The following is a 14,617-nucleotide window of genomic DNA, read 5'->3' as shown; positions in this document are numbered from 1 at the left end:
GGGTCTTGAAGGAGCCTGACCTTCGATTGAATGCGTCAAAAGGGACCTTTGCCTGCGGGCCGGGGTTCCGCGCTCGCGAACAGGTATTTTCCCACAGAATCGGCCGTTTATGCCATTTGGTTGCCGATTTCGAAGCAGCAGCTTCGCCTCGTATGAGTGACCATCACAATTTGCGGACAACTCAAGGCTTTTTGCCATCGAAACTGAACAATCGAAGACCACACGAAGAGGCGTGCGTCACGGATGATGAGCTTGACCTGCTCTTCGTCATCTTTATCGCTGAATACCACAACACGCCGCACCGGGGACTGAATGGGAAAACGCCTGCGACGGCTTGGGAAGAACTGACCGAGGATATCGCTTATGATCCAATGCAGATCCCAGGTCCGCAGGACCTTCGTGAAGCTTGTGGGTTCTCGACCACTGCAAGGGTAACGCATGAAGGCGTTCGCTTCGCCGGTGCGACTTACCTCAATGAATTTATTCGGAACGATCGCAAAACACGGGTAGCAGATCGGGTCGCCGCTCCAGATGGAACGGTGGAAATCATCGTCGATCCGATGGACATGGGTGCCATCTCCGTAGTGGGTCATGGTGATACGATTTCCGTTCCTGCATTGGACAGCTCATTGCGTGGGAAGACCCTTCGGCAGTGGCAGGAAGAACGCCAGCTGAGGCGTGCCGAGGCGGCTCTGGACGGCCAACGTCGCAGTGGCGCGCGTGACGAAGCACAGCGGCTTCGCGCGGAACTCGTCGGCAAGATTATGCGTGGCAACGACATGGGCATGACCGGCTACACCCAAACCGCATTGGATCGTGCGAGCCTCGAGTTGTCTTTCGGAAAGGGCTCGAATGAGGAACCTTTCGTCGGACGGGATGAATATCAAGATCCTGTCCACGGGGGCTTCGAGATTGCCGCCGATGACATGCATGATGAAGGAGAATTGGCGCAGGAAGATGCCATCGGAGACGAACACAGGGTCAACTCGGTGGTTCTCCCGGACGAGCCCGGAAGTCTTGATCGTTTCCGGACCAGCAAGAAATTTTCCCGGTAGATGTGAGGGGAGGGATAGTCATGCCATCGACAATCGACGCAGAAAAATACGCCGCACTGAGAAGCAAGGCGCGGCCAAAGATCGACTTTGAAACCGAGTTTTTCGAAACGGAGGACTTTAAAAAATTCAGGGATCGTATTTTTAAGGTTTTGGTCGAACGGGAAGAGCGGCTTAGCCGCGGGTATACCGAATTGCGCGGCGCAGCGTTGATCGGTCCGCCGGGAATTGGCAAGACGCGCATGGTCAAGCGCATTGCCGCCGAATTCAAGGAAGTCGTCGATGCCACCGGGGGGGCTGAAATACGGGTCGTTGATCTGGAGTGTCACGGTACCAAGTCGGGCAACTGTAAGAGAGACCTGCGAACTGATTCTGCACGATCTGGGCTATCCGATCTCCGCTCGTCGTGATGAGGGCTACCTCGTCAGTTTGGTTGGAGATGGGCTCCAGCAAAAAGGGATTGCAGCGCTTCATCTTGATGAGGTTCAAGACAGCGGTCGCTATGTGACAAGCGATAGCATGAAGCACTTAATCGGAAGGTTCCGTAATTTCATGCAGAAAGGAGCTTAGCCAATTTCTGTAATCATTACTGGCACAATGGAAGCAAAAACAATCATCAATCAGGATGGGACAATGCTCCGTCGGGTCGAGCCGATCGAGGTTCTTCCGATGGCCTTTGGAAAAGACGGTCCGCTAGTCAAACGCTCCATCAAGGAACTGTTGGAGAAAGCGGGGCTTGAAGATGACGGCTTGCTTGACGAAAGCGAGTTTTTCAAGATCCTGATGCATGCATCGGCACAGCGTTTTGGCATGGCGATCGAATTGTTTATCGGCGCGACTGGTATTGCGAAGAAATACGAGAGCCAAAGGCTTGGTATCGAGCATTTCGCGGAGGGATCCTACGAAAGGATGAACTGCGATGATGCGCTTAATCCCTTCCTCAGCCGTGATTGGCGAAGCATCGATACAACGATTGAGATGGACAGACACATCAAAGAATCACGGCAGACCCGCAGGAGACCTCGGCAGAGATAACCCGCCAAGATCAAAGCTATTCAAGCCGCTCAGGGATGAGCGGCTTTTTTCTTGAGAATATCGAAGAAAACGAACGGTTCATAAATGTCGCAATACAGAATCTAGGTGTCGTGGGGCCGGAAAAGAGAATGTCGCACCGAAAATATTATCGTTTTATTACAATGGGGTGATATTGTTTAGGAACGGACTTTGGATGTCGAACGTCACCTAGTGGGCGGCAAATGCCCTAGAAGCGATAGGTTGCGCCAATGACCGGGCCGGATTGGTGGAAGCTGAAGTCATTTCCATTGATGTCGTGATCAAAGGAAATGTAGCGGTACCCGCCGCGTAGCAGCCAGCGGTCGTTGATCGCATAGTCCGCAGTCAGCAGGACCTGCCAGGTTTCGCTGCCGCTGCGGAACCCGCCATAGTCCAGGAACCCGGTTCCCGACCATTTGTCTGAAAACGCGACGCGGGCACGGACGCCGATCACCGGATCGGTCCAGCTGCTGTCGACCGAGGTCTGGTTGCCGGGCGCTGTTCCGGGCAACAGGTTGAACTCTGTTTCCGTGCTGAACCATCTGAATCCGCCAGCCAGATCGACGCTGGCTGTCGGCGTTTCGTGGACGCGGTAGCCGACATAGCCGCTCAGAAACTGGGTTTTGAACGATGTGTCCAGACCCGAACTTGCCGGTCCCGGAGTCTCGTTCGAGAAGGACAGGTTCGTATAGTTGTAGTCCGCAAGGAACGACCAGCGGCCGTTCGATGCGGTAAACGTGCCCATGAAAGCAAGGTCGAGGTTTTCCAGCGCGTCAGAGAAGCTGAGCGTGCTATCCAGGGTTCCCGCGGGTGTGTCCAACGACACTTCGGTTTCAGGGGTGAACAGGTAGATCGTGGCCGAATAGGACCAGTCGGACTGCTGAGACAGTGCCGATGTCGCTGTTGAAATCGCAAGCGACAGGCCAAGCATCAGGGGTTTCGCGATCCGTACCGTCTTCATGATGTCCCTCCGGTGAGCCCGTTTTGGCTTTGACCCACAGTAAAGGAGGCTGCTGGCAAACCAAAATGGTATTTTGATTTGTGCATGGGTTGGGCAACGCGCCAGAGATTGGCAGGTCACATCCGCGCAAATACTGAAGACGTAGAATGGGTTAGCATGGTGGGTGATGAGAGACTCGAACTCCCGACATCTTCGGTGTAAACGAAGCGCTCTACCAACTGAGCTAATCACCCGTGAAGGGGGATTTAGCCAAGCTGGTGGGCCGGCGCAAGAGGGTCTTTCAGAATTTCTGCGCCGTTGGCCATGTGTCTCAGGGATTTATGTCCTTCAATGCGGTCAGCAGCTGCGCGACCTCGTGCTCGGTGTTGTAGTGGCACAGCGAAATCCGGATGCAATCGGACAAGCCCAACGGGTTCAGCACGTTCCCGCTGTAATGGTCGGCCTTGCGGGTGTGGGTTCGGATGCCCTGCGCGTTCAGGCGCGAGACCACGTCTGCCGAGGGCATGTCGCGGACCACGATCGACACCAGTCCTTCGCGGGCGGGGTTGTCTGCTCCGGCCAGAATTGTGACGTGATCCATATCGCGCAGGCCGGGCAGGTTGCCGACGCCGTTGATCATCGCGTTGGTCAGATGGGTCTCATAGGAATGAATCGCCTGGCCGGCGGCCTCGATTCTGGTGCGTTGGTCAGCGGCGTCCGAAACCTGACTGCCCAGCCAGTCGAAATAGGCAACCACGTCGGACATCGCGGCGTAGGCGCCGGTGTCGCGCGTGCCGAATTCCCAACCATCAGCGGGCGCGTCAATCAGTTGGTCATGGGGCAGGGCGGTCAGCCGGTCGGATATCCAGGCAATGCCGTAGCCATGCCGGGAAAACACTTTGTAGGGTGAAATCGCATATCCATCGACTCCGTAGCTGTTGATGTCCAGCTGTCCGTGTGCTGCGTGCTGGATGCCGTCGACGATGATGAAACAATCTGGCGACACCGCCCGGATCGCGCGCGAGATTTCAGCCACGTCCATTCCCATTCCCGTAACCGGCGAAGCGTGCAGGATCGTGGCGACCGCTACGTCCGGTGTCATGTGGGCCGCATAATCTGCGGCGGTAACCAGACCTGTCGCGTCGTCATGCGGCACGTTCACATAGTCCAATCCGGCAATGCCCGCCCAACGGCGCGCGGCGCTGCGGCTGGCGGGATGTTCGATCGAGCTGCCGATCACCCTTGCACCTTTGGGCGCATTCACGCAGGCCGTGCGGATCATGCGGAACAGAAGCTCTGTTCCGCTTTCACCCACGAAGAACTGCCCCGAAGGCGCATTCATAAACACGGCAAGATCTGCCTTGGCACGGTTGATGATGTCGACCAACGCATGACTGGCGGGATTGTCCCGCCCCTGATTGTCCGGGATGCCCGCAAAACGGGCCGAGGTTTCGACCACCGAATTCAATGTCAGCGCGCCGCCGGCATTCTCGAAAAAGATGCGGGGACCCTGAAAAGGGCAGCTGTCCACATGGGCAAACCGCGCGCGAACGGTGTCGATCAATCCCGGGGTTTGGTGCAGCATGGTGTACGTCCTGTTTGGTTCATGCCCAGACTCGGCTTGCGAGTGCGCGACATCAATTTCGTTTGCGACAGATTGCGGGTTTGGGATGCCGCCTTTTTCTCTGGGCTTACTCTTTCGACGCCGGAAAGACCAATTGATTCCGGACTCTGCATGGCACGCCGGCGGGAATACACCTTGCCTGCGGCCCGCTGCCTCCGATATGCCAAAAGCAGTGCGACCGTCCGAACAGGAGAGCCGGGGATGCAGTTCGACACATGCCGCCGTCTTGTTGCGGTTGCCACCCTTTTCGGCGCGTTGGTTGCCCCGGTTCGGGTTGCGGCGGCTGAGGTCCTGGTGTTCGCGGCGGCCAGTCTCAAGACCGCGCTGGACCAGATCGCTCCGGAATTCGAGGCCGCGACAGGTCAACGGGTTACGGTTTCCTTCGCAGCCTCTTCCGTTTTGGCCCGGCAGATTCAGCTGGGCGCGCCGGCCGATCTGTTTATCTCTGCCAATACCGCCTGGATGGATGTTCTTGAGCGGAACGGAGACATCGACCCAGCGTCGCGCGTCGATCTTGTGGGCAACGGGCTGGTGCTGATTGCGCGCGCAGGGCAGCCCAGCGAACAGGAGCTTACGCCGAACTTCGATCTGAGAGGCCAATTGAAAGGCGGCTATCTGGCAATGGCTCTCGTTGATGCGGTTCCCGCCGGAATCTATGGCAAGGCCGCGTTGACCGCTCTGGGCCTGTGGGACGATGTTCAGGATCAGGTGGCTCAGGCCGACAACGTGCGCGCGGCGTTGGCGCTTGTCGCAAGTGGCGCGGCACCAATGGGTGTTGTCTACCGTTCCGATGCGCAGGCCGAGGCCCGGGTGGATGTGGTCGGAATTTTCCCTGAAGGCACGCATCCGGTGATCGTCTATCCCGCGGCCCTGACTGCGACCGCACGGCCTGAGGCGCAGGTCTTCCTCGACTACCTGCAGAGCGAACCGGCGACCGGCATATTCAAGGCGCAGGGTTTCACCCTGCCGCACGGATAGCGCCATGGGTTGGTTGGGCCCCGCCGAGATCGAAGCGTTGCGACTGTCACTGCGCGTCTCTTTCTGGGCGACGATCGTTTCGCTGCCACTCGGGATATTCGTGGCCTACGCACTGGCCCGCTGGAGGTTTCCCGGCCGACACGTGCTGAACGGTCTGGTGCATCTGCCGCTTATCCTGCCGCCGGTCGTGACCGGTTATCTGTTGTTGCTGACCTTCAACGTACAAGCCCCGGTTGGTCGGGTGTTGGCTGATCTGGGCGTCGTTGTGGCCTTCCGCTGGACCGGAGCCGCACTGGCCGCCGGGATCATGGCATTTCCGCTGATGGTTCGGGCAATCCGCCTGTCGATCGAGGCGGTTGATCCAAAACTGGAGCAGGCGGGAGCGACGCTTGGGGCATCGCAACCTTTTGTCTTTGTCACCGTGACTTTGCCTATGATCTTGCCGGGGATCATCGCAGGGGCAATCCTTGCCTTCGCAAAGGCGATGGGCGAGTTCGGAGCCACGATCACCTTCGTGTCGAACATTCCCGGCCAGACCCAGACCTTGCCGTCGGCGGTTTATGCTTTCCTTCAGGTGCCGGGCGGCGAGAGCGCCGCGATGCGGCTGGTCATCATCTCGATCGTCATCGCCATGGGGGCGCTGCTTCTTTCGGAATATGTGGGGCGTCGCGCAGCGGCCCGGGTGGCCGGAACATGAGCCTGTCCGTGCAGATAAGGCACCGCCTGCCGGGCATTGACCTGGACATCCTGTTCCAGGCGCCGCGGGGTGTGACGGTGCTGTTCGGACGATCGGGGTCGGGCAAAACCACCATCGTGGATGCCGTGGCCGGTTTGCTGCGCCCTCAAGGCGGGCGGGTCGCGGTGGATGATTGGGTGCTTTTCGATACCGTGAAGGGCCATTGGCTGCCGCCGCATCGCCGCCGGCTGGGGTATATCTTTCAGGAAGGCCGCTTGTTCCCGCACCTGACCGTGCGCCAGAACATGTCTTATGGCCGGTGGTTCGCTCCCCGGGACGCGCGCCGTGAAAACCCCGATCACGTGATAGAGATGCTGGGCATCGGCCACCTGCTGGACCGCCGCCCCGCCCACCTGTCGGGCGGTGAAAAGCAGCGTGTCGCCATTGGCCGTGCTCTGCTGGCAAGTCCGCGGTTGATCCTGGCCGATGAACCTCTCGCTGCGCTGGACGAAGCCCGAAAGGCCGAGATCCTGCCCTATTTCGAGCGATTGAGGGACGAGGTCTCGGTGCCGATCCTCTATGTCACGCATTCTGCCGCCGAAGTGGCCCGCCTTGCCACCTCGGTCGTGGCGTTGCAGGACGGCAAGGTGTTGCGGCAGGGGCCGGCCTCCGAAGTGTTGGCGGATCCTTCGGTTGCGCCGACAGGTGTGCGGGCTGTGGGTGCGGTGCTTGAGGTAAGTGTGGCCGCGCATCACGAAGATGGCCTGACGGAACTGGCGGCAAACGGTGTCCGACTGTTCCTACCGCGCATCCCGCATTCGGTTGGTGATGCGCTTCGGATCCGCATCCCCGCCCAGGAAGTCATATTGTCGGACCGAAAGCCCGAAGGCCTGTCGGCGCTGAACGTCCTGCAGGGCACCGTCGAGTCCGTGCGCGCGGGCGAAGGTCCGGGGGCGATCGTTTCGATCCGAACACCGGCCGGCACCCTGCTGGCCCGAGTGACGCGCCGGTCGGTCGAGGCCCTGGCGTTGCAACCCGGCAAACCGTGCCACGCGGTCGTCAAGACCGTAGCGCTGGCACCGCAGGATGTCGGTGGACGGGTCGCCAAGTCTTAGGTGGCAGGGTCAGCCACCCTGTTCTTTCAGAAGCTGTGAGAACTCTTTTTTCCGGTACAGTTTCATGTGGACCTTGCCGGCCTCATCCCGGGTCCATTCGACGATGCGGTTTCGGGTCATGTCGCTGTCCATGCGGTTCGTGCGCACCCTCGGGTGCGGAATCTCGCGTTTCAGAATCTCGACCATCTGGTTGGTCTGCCCGAAAGGCGCGACCAAGTCGACGATCCAGAAAGATGAACCGCTGGTGAAATCAGTATCCATCAACGGCTTTTCCTGCACCGCATATCGGTATTCCGCTTCAGGGCTGAGCCCGGCAAAGGTCACGAACCCGCGCGGGAATCCGTTTTGGCGAAAGATGTGATACTGCCCCAGCCGCAAAGGCGTTTCGAACGCGTACAGAACCTGGGCGAGGCTGCGCTGCTGGTGGGTTTTGGTCAGTCCGGCAAGGTAGAAGAGCGCGCCGAAGTCGGCGTATTTCTCGGGAGAGAAATCAAACCAGTCCTTTGGAAATTTTCTGCTCAAACCTGACCTCAACCCCTTGGGACATCGGCAGTATATCGGGCAAAAGTCTTGAAATGGTATTCGTTTTCTGTCGCCTCCGCAGCTGAGCGGGCTTGTGGGCGTGGCCTGTTTCCAAAGGTGACCGGGTTTGGCTTTACTCAATGGGCAGGCGGCCTATGATTGGCACAACCCGGTTTTTTGGCGGATAGTTTTGATGAAGCATTCGATTTCAGCCTTGGTTCTGTCTGCAACACTGTTGGCCCCAATCGCCGCACAAGCTGTCGGGTTCGGCATCGGCGTCCGCCCGACCTACCGCACCGAGATAAGATCCGTCGGAGACGGTGTGTACGAGGTCAAGGCAATCGGGTCGTCAGCTCCGGTCAACTACTGGTGCGGGATCGGCGATTTCGCCATTCGGCAGTTGGGTGTCCCCGGTTCGCAACGGATCTACATCTGGAGGGCTTACGAGCCGGGTGTCCGAACCGTGCAGTTCTCGTTGAAGCCGCCGCCGGGCGTGGATACCACCCCCGGCTATTCAATCACCGTCAAGCGGGTGGGTGAGAACATGTCAGCGTCCTCAGCGCAGAACTACTGCTACGACAACTTCATGGATTTCGGGTTCTGACGTCTCAGACCCACTTGGCCAGCGGCGGCAGGCTCATCAGCACGGCGTCGGGGTCATGCCCGGTTTCCAAGCCGAATTTCGTGCCCCGGTCATAGACCAGATTGTATTCGGCATAGAGCCCGCGGTGCACCAGCTGGGTGTTTTTGTCTGCCTCGGTAAAGGGTTGGGTCCGCCGCTTTTTGACCAGCGGCAGAAAGGCCGGCAGGAAAGCGCGGCCAATGTCCTGTGTCAGCGCAAAATCCGCCTGCCAGTCGCCGGTGCAGTAGTCGTCCATGAAAATGCCGCCCACCCCACGCGCACGCTTGCGGTGCGGAATGTAGAAATACTCGTCTGCCCATTCTTTGAGCCGCGGATAGTGACCCGGCCCGTGCGGGTCTAGATGCGCTTTTTGCGTGGCGTGGAAATGGGCCGTGTCCTCGGCATATTCGATGCAGGGGTTCAGGTCTGATCCACCGCCGAACCACCAGGCGTGCGGGGTCCAGAACATGCGGGTGTTCATGTGAACGGCCGGTGCGTGCGGGTTTTGCATATGCGCCACAAGGCTGATGCCCGAGGCCCAGAACCGCGGGTCGTCTGTCATCCCGGGGATACCCTTGCGCGCGGCCATTGCCTGTTGTGCCCGTTCGCCGAGCGTGCCGTAGACGGTCGATACATTGACGCCGACCTTCTCGAACACGCGGCCACCGCGCATGACCGACATCAGCCCACCACCCGCGTCCGAGCCGTCCTCGGACTGGCGTCGGGTCTCCTTGACCTCGAACCGTCCGGCGGGGGCATCGGAAAACGACCCCACCTGGTGGCTGTCTTCCAAAGCCTCGAAGGCCGCGACGATTTCGTCGCGCAACTGGCGAAACCAGGTCGAGGCGGTGGATTTTTCCGTTTCAAACATCGTCAGGCTCAATGCGCGGGGGCGGCAACCGGGTCCAGAAGGGTCCGTCCACCGTCGATTGTGAGGACTTGCCCGGTAATGAACGCAGCCGCGTCCGAGGCAAGGTATTGCGCCGTTTCGGCCAGCTCGGCCGGGGCGGCAATGCGGGCCAGTGGGGTATGATCCTCAATGTCCCGCCGATAGTCCCGATTGTCTTTCAGGGTGGCCTGCAGTGACGCGCTCATGACCGACCCCAACGCAATCGAGTTCACGCGGATCCGATGAGGCGCAAGCGCCACTGCAAGGGACCGGGTCAACTGGTCCTGCGCGGCGCTGGAAACCGAATAGGCCAAAAGGCCTGGATGCGCGCGCTGACCGGCGATCGAGGACAGGTTGATGATCGAACCATTCGGCCCGTCTTCCTGATCCTCGGATTGTTTGATCATCCGCTTGGCCACAAGCTGGCTCAGCCGCAGGGCGGGCATCAGGTTCTGGTTCAGAAGGGTGCGAACCGAGTCGTCTTCCAGATCAAGCGGATCCGTCGAGATGACCTGTCGCGCTCCGTTTACCAGAATGTCGACCTGATCGAATGCATCCAGAGTGGCCGAAAGGAGGTTGGCGATCGTCAGCTTTTCGCGCAGATCACCGGCGAAGTAGCGGACGTTGCTGTCATCGGCCTGTTCGCCTAGTTCTTCTGCCAGACGTTTCTCGTCCATGTCGGCGAACATCACGTTGGCGCCCGCGTCGGCGAAGTGACGGCCGATGGCAAGGCCGATGCCGTTGGCGCCTCCGGTGACGATGGCGGTCTTGCCGGCTATGGAAAAGGACATGTGTTTCCTCCTGAGTCGCGGCGCAGGTTAATCGGCTTCACCGCCGAGGGCGAGAGGCGTGGAATACCTTGAACCGGTTGTCGCCTGCAATTTCCTCGACCCGCGCGAAAGCGTCAGTCAAAGTCGTTTCGTAGGGGAGATGCCGGTTGGCGACCATCCACAAGTGGCCCGAGCGGGACAGGTTGCGCACGGCGGCGGTGATGAACCCGCGCCCCAAGCCGGGATCGGCGCTGCGCGAAGTATGAAACGGCGGGTTCATAACAACGGTGTCCACGGGTTCTGGTGCAGGCCATGTCACCGCATCTGCCCAGTGGAACTGTGCCCTTGGGTCGGGCACATTGATCCGTGCGCATGTCAGGGCAGCAAAGTCGGCTTCGACGAGGTGCAGCGTGCGTACAGTGTCATCCTGCAGCAGCCCGGCGGACAAATAGCCCCATCCGGCACCCAGATCGGCGACCCGAGGTCCAAGCCCTGACGGAAGGGTCTCGCGCAACAGTGCCGAAGCAGGATCGACCCCGTCGGCCGAAAACACCCCGGGCGCGGTTTGGAAGCCGTCCGCCATCTGTCCTGCGGGCGCGGCCCAGTCTGCAAATGCGTCGGGGTCGGCCTTGAACCAAAAGATCTTGCCATGCGCCTTGGCGATGGGGCCCTCGATCTCGACCCGCTTGCGAATGTCCTTCAACAAGCTGTCCACGCCATATGTCTTGGCGCCATCCACGACAACCGTTCCCGAGGCCCGGCTGCACGCATGATGTATCATGGCGCGTGCCTGTGCTTTGGCGCGGGGCAGAAACAGAACCACGTCTTCACAAGCGCTGTCGGTTTCGGGCACAGCTGCAAAGCCGCGGTCCCGGAAATGGTCGTGGAACGGTTTGAAAGGTTGAACAACCTCGACACCGTTCGGCAGCGCCGACAGGTCATGATCCGGCGTCGGTCCAACGACCGACAGCGGTTCCGACAGGGTCAGGCCCGAATCGAGGGCGAGAGACAATCGAGAGGACATCAGAGCGGGTTGAAGGGGCAGAGGCGCGCGTCGCGGCCCTACTCCTCTCTCTCCATGGTGCACTGAAGCGGGTGTTGATGCCGACGAGCGAAATCCATCACCTGCCCAACCTTGGTCTCGGCAATCTCGTGGCTGAATACGCCGACCACGGCCACGCCTTTCTTGTGCACGGTCAACATGATTTCGAATGCCTGCGCATGGGACATCCCGAAGAACCGCTCGAGCACATGCACCACGAATTCCATGGGCGTGTAGTCGTCGTTCAACAGCAGCACCTTGTACAAGGGCGGTCGTTTGGTCTTGGGCTTGGTCTGTACAAGGATTGACGTGTCGCCATCGTCTTCCGATTTGCCAGCCATCATCCAACGGGCTTCAATCATGTCGCGAGATTTTCCGATTCACACTTCGGGTCGTTTCAGGGCTTATATAACGTCGACCCACCCAGAGGAAAGAGCAACCGGGCGGATTCGAAATGGATGAAAACCTGACCATCGTCGCTTTCGACGCTGACGACACCTTGTGGCACAACGAGCGTTTCTTTCAGCTGACCCAAGCGCATTTTGCCGTGCTGCTGGCGGATCATGCAGACCGCGACCATCTGATGGAGCGGTTGTTGGCGGCCGAGAAGCGCAACATCCGCCACTATGGGTACGGCATCAAGGGTTTCGTCCTGTCGATGATCGAAACAGCAATCGAGGTAACAGAAGACAGAGTCCCGGCCAGGGTCATCCGCGAACTGATCGAAGCCGGGCAGGAGATGCTGTCCCACCCGATCGAACTGTTGCCTCACGCGCGGGAGACGGTCGAGACAATCGCAGGTACCCATCGCATTGTTCTGATCACCAAGGGTGATCTTATTGATCAGGAGCGCAAACTGGCCCAATCGGGATTGGGCGAGCTGTTCGACGCGGTCGAAATCGTGTCGGAAAAGACGCCCGAGACCTACCGCGAAGTCTTTCGGCGGATGGGGCAGTCACCTGCCGGTGCAATGATGGTCGGCAATTCGATGCGGTCGGATGTGGTCGCGCCGATCCAGGCAGGGTGCTGGGGCGTGCACGTACCGCACGGTCTGGTGTGGGAGATCGAGCAGGCCGTGATCCCGACAAGCCATCCCCGTTTCCGGGAGATCCGCGATTTGGGAGATCTTCCTGATCTGGTCCGGCAGATCTCCTGACCTGTGACAGATTGGCCCCAGTTTCAAAATTTCACGACGAAGCCGCGCCAACTTTCTGACATCTTCGCCGTTTTGGTGGCGGCCATCCGTTGGGCCGCAACATCTAGACGCCACCGAGCGGAGCCGCGGCCGCGGATTTTTCAGCTTTCGGTTTATTTCAGCAGTGCTGTGTGTTAGCCTCAACCAAATAATCAAAAAGGCTGACCGGGAAAACCCGGCGGCGCGAGGCAGACAAAGGCAAAGATCGTGCAGATTCGGCGGATAGTTCCGGCGCGGGCGGGCTTGCTCGTAGTCACATTGGTATGGATGGCGCTTGTCCTGGCGACTCAGGCGCTTGCGGCTCCTTATGCGGCAATGGTCATTGACGCCAGAACCGGTGAGGTTCTGCACTCCCGCAACGCCGATACCAGGCTGCACCCTGCTTCTCTCACCAAGATGATGACCCTCTATATCGCCTTCGAAGCGGTGCGGAACGGTGAGATCACGCTGGACACTCAGGTGCGGATCACCAAGGCCGCGGCCGCCGAGCCGCCCTCCAAGCTGGGCCTGCGGGCGGGCCAAACCATTGCATTCCGCTATCTCATCCGCGCGGCTGCTGTGAAATCGGCCAATGACGCCGCGACCGCGATCGGCATCGCCCTCAGCGGATCCGAGGCCGCCTTTGCGCGCCGTATGACCCGGACCGCCAAGGCCATGGGCATGAGCCGCACAACCTTCAAGAACGCACACGGGCTAACCGAAGCGGGCCATCTTTCGACAGCGCGTGACATGACCACGCTGGGTCGGCACCTGCTTTATGACTATCCCGAGTATTACAACCTGTTTTCACGCCAATCGACACATGCCGGCATCAAGACTGTCCCGAACACCAACCGGCGGCTGCTGGCAGCCTACCGGGGCGCCGACGGCATCAAAACCGGATACACGCGCGCTGCGGGCTTCAACCTTGTTGCTTCGGCCAAGCGTGGGGACAAACGGATCATCGCAACCGTGTTCGGCGGCAAGTCCAGCACCTCGCGCAACGCCAAGGTGGCCGAGCTGCTGGATATGGGATTCCGGCGCGCCCCTTCACGCGCTCCGATCCGCAAACCCGCCCGTCCAGCATATGCCGGGAATACTGGGCTGGGTGGAGCCACCCAATTGGCCAGTGCGGTCCGCGCACCACAGAGTAGCCTTCGGCCTGTGATGCGACCCGGGGCTGGCGTTGCCATCCAGGTTGCCGGCGCCGTGGCCGAAACCGCAGCCAAGAACGGTGCACGTATTCAAGACGGCATCGCCGCGGCGATCGCCGCAGCGGATATCGCGCCGACGGCGCCTCCGGTCGAGAATGCCGACACGCGCCCGGCCCTGCGCCCTGAAAACCTTGTGCTTGCATCGACCGAACCCGCAGAAGTCGTGGCCGAGCCCGAGCAGGAGGTCGTTACCCGTTTGTCCACGTCGGGCGGGCATCTTTGGGGCGTCAATGTCGGGCGTTACACCACCCGCTACGAAGCCGAGAAGGTTTTGCTGAAAACGGCTCTATCGGAAATGACGACACTGGAAGGCACTTTGCGCAAAGTGAACCAGAGTTCACGCGGATTCGACGCGACCTTTCAGGGTATGACTCGCGAGCAGGCGGATCTGGCCTGCCGTCGCCTGAAGGCGCGCAATGTCACCTGTTTCATGATCGGACCATCATAAGGCCCGGCATTCTCTCCTGGATCGTTGCTGGCCGCGAATGGATTTCGCGGCCTTTTTTTTGTGCCTTGAATGGGGCGGTCATTCGACCCGGCCGGAGGCCAAAGGCCAAGTGGCCGCCAAAAGCAGGGGGGGGCAAAAGCAAGGGGGGCAAAACGCAGTGTTCGGCACACCAACGCTTGTGCATTCCGAGCCGCAAATCGGCTGCAGAGTGAGTCGACTCATGTGGTGCGAGTCGAGTGTTCTTGTGGTGGTGTCAGGGCGCTTTCGCTATATATAGTGGTCTCGTGGGGTCGGACCTTGAAGCCAGCGGGTCGGGCTTGATCTTCGGGGGTGAAACTCCCAGCGACGGAGCTAAGTGGCTGCGGTTTAAGTCACTGACAAATATTGATAAAAATAAAATCAGCAAAAAAGTTTGGCAGTTTGTCATTTTCTGCTTGCGGTGATTTGTAGTTATCCTTAGAACGCCCTTCACCGGCGCTGCTGAGGCGGTGTTGGGTG

At 59.7% G+C, this 14,617-nt stretch carries 16 protein-coding genes and 1 tRNA gene; 9 read left to right on the top strand and 8 right to left on the bottom strand.

What is annotated here, in order from left to right:
• Positions 1-5 precede the first annotated feature (5 nt).
• The 3 genes from AC2FNL_RS00995 to AC2FNL_RS00985 all read left to right on the top strand — a co-directional run bounded on the left by AC2FNL_RS00995 (position 6) and on the right by AC2FNL_RS00985 (position 2,087).
• Positions 6-1,055 (top strand): hypothetical protein, encoded by a 1,050-nt coding sequence (locus AC2FNL_RS00995; protein ID WP_496831784.1) that lies wholly within the window; start codon positions 6-8, stop codon positions 1,053-1,055.
• 20 nt (positions 1,056-1,075) lie between these two features.
• On the top strand, positions 1,076-1,462 hold the full coding sequence (locus AC2FNL_RS00990) for a hypothetical protein (RefSeq protein ID WP_496831782.1): 387 nt from the start codon (positions 1,076-1,078) through the stop codon (positions 1,460-1,462).
• Positions 1,463-1,649: 187 nt separating this feature from the next.
• A complete protein-coding gene (locus AC2FNL_RS00985; RefSeq protein ID WP_496831780.1) occupies positions 1,650-2,087 on the top strand; it encodes a hypothetical protein in 438 nt (145 codons plus the stop codon).
• 226 nt (positions 2,088-2,313) lie between these two features.
• Here the strand turns inward: AC2FNL_RS00985 and AC2FNL_RS00980 are convergent, their stop codons facing one another.
• The 3 genes from AC2FNL_RS00980 to AC2FNL_RS00970 form a co-directional block, all read right to left on the bottom strand.
• Positions 2,314-3,066: an outer membrane protein gene (locus AC2FNL_RS00980; protein WP_496831778.1), complete on the bottom strand. Its 753-nt coding sequence runs from the start codon at positions 3,064-3,066 to the stop codon at positions 2,314-2,316.
• Between the two features lie 157 nt (positions 3,067-3,223).
• Positions 3,224-3,299 (bottom strand) — tRNA-Val (locus tag AC2FNL_RS00975).
• A gap of 77 nt (positions 3,300-3,376) precedes the next feature.
• Positions 3,377-4,630, bottom strand: coding sequence for an aminotransferase class V-fold PLP-dependent enzyme (locus AC2FNL_RS00970; RefSeq protein WP_496831777.1), 1,254 nt, complete (start codon positions 4,628-4,630; stop codon positions 3,377-3,379).
• A gap of 240 nt (positions 4,631-4,870) precedes the next feature.
• Here AC2FNL_RS00970 and modA point away from each other — a divergent pair, with 240 nt between their 5' ends.
• Genes modA through modC form a run of 3 tightly spaced genes read left to right on the top strand, consistent with a single transcriptional unit; the run spans position 4,871 to position 7,438 of the window.
• Positions 4,871-5,647: a molybdate ABC transporter substrate-binding protein gene (gene modA / locus AC2FNL_RS00965; RefSeq protein WP_496831775.1), complete on the top strand. Its 777-nt coding sequence runs from the start codon at positions 4,871-4,873 to the stop codon at positions 5,645-5,647.
• Between the two features lie 4 nt (positions 5,648-5,651).
• Positions 5,652-6,344 carry a molybdate ABC transporter permease subunit gene (gene modB / locus AC2FNL_RS00960; protein ID WP_093963061.1) on the top strand — a complete coding sequence of 231 codons (693 nt, stop codon included), beginning with the start codon at positions 5,652-5,654 and terminating at the stop codon, positions 6,342-6,344.
• Positions 6,341-7,438, top strand: coding sequence for a molybdenum ABC transporter ATP-binding protein (modC, locus tag AC2FNL_RS00955; protein ID WP_496831773.1), 1,098 nt, complete (start codon positions 6,341-6,343; stop codon positions 7,436-7,438). The genes modB and modC overlap by 4 nt, the downstream gene beginning before the upstream one ends.
• Positions 7,439-7,447: 9 nt before the next feature.
• On the opposite strand, the gene AC2FNL_RS00950 is transcribed toward modC, so the two are convergent.
• Positions 7,448-7,960: a toxin-activating lysine-acyltransferase gene (locus AC2FNL_RS00950; RefSeq protein WP_496831771.1), complete on the bottom strand. Its 513-nt coding sequence runs from the start codon at positions 7,958-7,960 to the stop codon at positions 7,448-7,450.
• A 193-nt stretch (positions 7,961-8,153) separates the two neighbouring features.
• Between AC2FNL_RS00950 and AC2FNL_RS00945 the strand changes: the two genes are divergently transcribed.
• Positions 8,154-8,564 carry a hypothetical protein gene (locus AC2FNL_RS00945; RefSeq protein ID WP_093963058.1) on the top strand — a complete coding sequence of 137 codons (411 nt, stop codon included), beginning with the start codon at positions 8,154-8,156 and terminating at the stop codon, positions 8,562-8,564.
• A 4-nt stretch (positions 8,565-8,568) separates the two neighbouring features.
• Here AC2FNL_RS00945 and hemF read toward each other — a convergent pair whose 3' ends face one another.
• The 4 genes from hemF to clpS are packed head-to-tail and all read right to left on the bottom strand — an operon-like array spanning position 8,569 to position 11,645.
• The gene (hemF, locus tag AC2FNL_RS00940; protein ID WP_496831768.1) at positions 8,569-9,453 is read right to left on the bottom strand and encodes an oxygen-dependent coproporphyrinogen oxidase; all 885 of its coding nucleotides are present in this window, start codon (positions 9,451-9,453) and stop codon (positions 8,569-8,571) included.
• Positions 9,454-9,461: 8 nt separating this feature from the next.
• Positions 9,462-10,262 (bottom strand): SDR family NAD(P)-dependent oxidoreductase, encoded by an 801-nt coding sequence (locus AC2FNL_RS00935; protein WP_093963056.1) that lies wholly within the window; start codon positions 10,260-10,262, stop codon positions 9,462-9,464.
• A gap of 37 nt (positions 10,263-10,299) precedes the next feature.
• A complete protein-coding gene (locus AC2FNL_RS00930; protein WP_496831766.1) occupies positions 10,300-11,265 on the bottom strand; it encodes a class I SAM-dependent methyltransferase in 966 nt (321 codons plus the stop codon).
• Positions 11,266-11,303: 38 nt separating this feature from the next.
• A complete protein-coding gene (clpS, locus tag AC2FNL_RS00925; protein WP_093963054.1) occupies positions 11,304-11,645 on the bottom strand; it encodes an ATP-dependent Clp protease adapter ClpS in 342 nt (113 codons plus the stop codon).
• Positions 11,646-11,737: 92 nt separating this feature from the next.
• On the opposite strand from clpS, the gene AC2FNL_RS00920 reads away from it, so the two are divergent.
• Both AC2FNL_RS00920 and AC2FNL_RS00915 read left to right on the top strand, forming a co-directional pair.
• Entirely contained in the window at positions 11,738-12,439 is a 702-nt protein-coding gene (locus AC2FNL_RS00920) for an HAD family hydrolase (protein WP_093963053.1), read from the top strand.
• Positions 12,440-12,745: 306 nt separating this feature from the next.
• Positions 12,746-14,119 carry a D-alanyl-D-alanine carboxypeptidase family protein gene (locus AC2FNL_RS00915; protein ID WP_496831763.1) on the top strand — a complete coding sequence of 458 codons (1,374 nt, stop codon included), beginning with the start codon at positions 12,746-12,748 and terminating at the stop codon, positions 14,117-14,119.
• The last annotated feature ends 498 nt before the right edge of the window (positions 14,120-14,617 follow it).

The organism is Ruegeria sp. CRTD044, assembly GCF_059613485.1.
This window is presented reverse-complemented; position numbering and strand designations above follow the sequence as displayed.